This is a genomic window from Nonomuraea sp. NPDC049158 (genome assembly GCF_040648335.1).
Classification (GTDB): domain Bacteria; phylum Actinomycetota; class Actinomycetes; order Streptosporangiales; family Streptosporangiaceae; genus Nonomuraea.
This window is the reverse complement of the sequence record NZ_JBEZDM010000088.1, coordinates 1-2500: the sequence shown is the minus strand read 5'-3', so window position 1 is coordinate 2500 and position 2500 is coordinate 1. Positions and strand designations below refer to the sequence as shown.

The following is a 2500-nucleotide window of genomic DNA, read 5'->3' as shown; positions in this document are numbered from 1 at the left end:
TGTCCGTGGCCATGTAAAAGTCCCCACAGGTGGCCAGTTCGAGGTCACCACTGATGGCCGGTTTAGGTCCCCGCTTCTTCTCCGCGCTGTTCGCGTGTCGTGAGGAGGGGTGTGCCCTGAGCGGTGATCGTGACGGTGTCAGCCAGCCACGAGATCACCGCTCAGGGGGTCTGCCCGGCCATGAAGTCTTCGGGGGAAGTCATGGACATCATCGCCGCCTACCGCGAGGTAGGCACCTATCGCGGAGCCGCTGAGATGTGCGGCACCACGCACAAGACCGTCAGACGCATCATCGAGCGGGCGCTGGCCGGGGACAAGCCGCCGGGCCGCAGACGGCGGGAGCACAACTTCGACGCGGTCGCCGATCTGGTGGCCGAGAAGGTCCAGAGCACGGCCGGGAGGATCTCGGCCAAGCGGCTGCTGCCGCTGGCCCAGGCCGCCGGCTACGCCGGGTCGGCGCGCAACTTCCGGCGACTGGTCGCCGAGGCGAAGAAGACGTGGCGGCGCGGTCATCATCGCGGCCGGCGGCCGGCGGTCTGGACGCCGGGCGAGATGCTGGTCATCGACTGGGGCGACGCGGGCGGCGGGCTGCACGTGTTCTGCGCGGTGCTGGCCTGGTCAAGGGTCCGCTTCGTGCGCTTCGCCGACAACGAGCGGGCCGCGACCACGCTGGCGTTGCTGGCCGAATGCTTCGAGGAACTCGGCGGGGTGCCCAAGGTGGTGCTGGCCGACCGGATGGGCTGCTTGAAGGGCGGCGTGGTCGCCAACAAGGTCATCCCCACCAGCGACTACGTGCGCTTCGCCACCCACTACGGCTTCCGGCCGGACTGGTGCGAGGCCGCCGACCCGGAATCGAAGGGCATCGTGGAGAACCTGGTCGGCTATGCCAAACGTGATCTGGTCGTGCCGCAGGCGCCCTTCGACGACCTGACCGTGGCCAACGTGGCCGCCCGCCAATGGTGCGCCGAGGTCAACACGGTGACGCATTCAGAGATCTGCGCCATCCCCGCCGAGCGGCTGGCCAGCGAGCGGGAGCTGCTGACCGTGTTGCCGTCGCTGCGGCCGGCGATCGGCAAGGCGCCGGTCACCCGCAAGGTCGACCGGCTGTCGTGCGTGCGGTTCGGCTCGGCCCGCTACTCGGTCCCGACCCGGCTGATCGGCACCCAGGTGGCGGTGGCCGAGGAAGGCGGCAGGCTGCTCATCTGCGACCTGGCCACCGGCGAGATCGTCGCCGACCACCTGGCGGTCGCGCCCGGCGAGGCGTCGGTGGCCGATGAGCACTACGGCGGCCCCCGACCTGCACCACGCCGCGCCGCCCGGCCCCGGACCGCGGCGGAGAAGGCGTTCCTGGCGCTCGGCCCGGCCGCCGAGTCGTTCCTGACCGGCTCGGCCGCCTCGGGCAACACCCGGCTGGCCGGCGATCTGGCCGAGCTGGCCGCGCTGCAGGCCGCGCACGGCGAGCAGGCGCTCATCGCAGCGTTGGAACGGGCGGTGAGCTTCCGCCGCTGGCGGGCTGAGGACGTGCGCTCGATCCTGGCCGCCGGCGCCGGAACCCCGCAACCGGCACCCGCCGGCCAGGCGCTGGTCCTGGAGCTACCGCCGGTTCCGACCCGGTCGCTGACCGAGTACACCCTGGACAAGATCGGACAAGTGTCATGACCGCGCCCACGCCCGCGCCGCTGGCCGCCGACCTCGACGGCGGGCTACGCCGCCTGAAGCTGTCCACAATCCGCCGGCTGGCGCCCGAGCTGCTGATCACCGCCCGCACCCAGCGCTGGAACCCCGAGGAGTTCCTGCGCACGCTCATCGACGCCGAACTGGCGGCGCGTGATGCCTCCAACGCCCGCGCCCGGATGAAGACCGCTGCCTTCCCCGTGCTCAAGACCATCGAGGAGTTCGACGTCGCGGCCTCCTCCATCCCGAAGGCGACGTTCGACTATCTCGCCTCGCTGGAGTGGGTCGCCGCGGCGGAGAACTACTGCGCGGTCGGGCCGGCCGGCACCGGCAAGTCCCACAGCCTCATCGCCTTGGGCATCGCCGCCGTCCAGGCCGGGCACAAGGTTCGGTACTTCACCGCTGCCGAGCTGGTCGAAACCCTCTATCGAGGGCTGGCCGACAACTCCGTCGGCCGGGTGATCGAGAGCCTGCTGCGCGCCGACCTGGTCATCATCGACGAGGTCGGCTTCGCCCCGCTCGACGACACCGGCGCCCAGTTGCTGTTCCGGTTCGTGGCCGCCGCCTACGAACGTCGCGCGCTCGGCATCGGCTCGCACTGGCCCTTCGACCAGTGGGGACGCTTCCTGCCCGAACACACCACCGCCGTCAGCCTGCTGGACCGGCTCCTGCACCACAGCATCGTCGTGGTCACCGAGGGCGAGTCCTTTCGCATGAAACAGGCACGAACCAGGACACCAGCACGCTTGATCAAGAAGTAGTCAACTACGAAGAGGTGGGGACTTCTACATGGCCACCAGCGGCGACACCCACTTGGCCGTTGACA

At 70.2% G+C, this 2500-nt stretch carries 2 protein-coding genes; both read left to right on the top strand.

Translation table 11 applies throughout. The features are described 5' to 3' along the window. The first annotated feature begins 180 nt into the window (after positions 1-180). Positions 181-1659, top strand: coding sequence for an IS21 family transposase (gene istA, locus AB0B61_RS57400; protein ID WP_358450836.1), 1479 nt, complete (start codon positions 181-183; stop codon positions 1657-1659). Beyond that, positions 1656-2435 (top strand): IS21-like element helper ATPase IstB, encoded by a 780-nt coding sequence (istB, locus tag AB0B61_RS57395; protein WP_358450833.1) that lies wholly within the window; start codon positions 1656-1658, stop codon positions 2433-2435. Before istA ends, istB begins: the two co-directional genes overlap by 4 nt. The last annotated feature ends 65 nt before the right edge of the window (positions 2436-2500 follow it).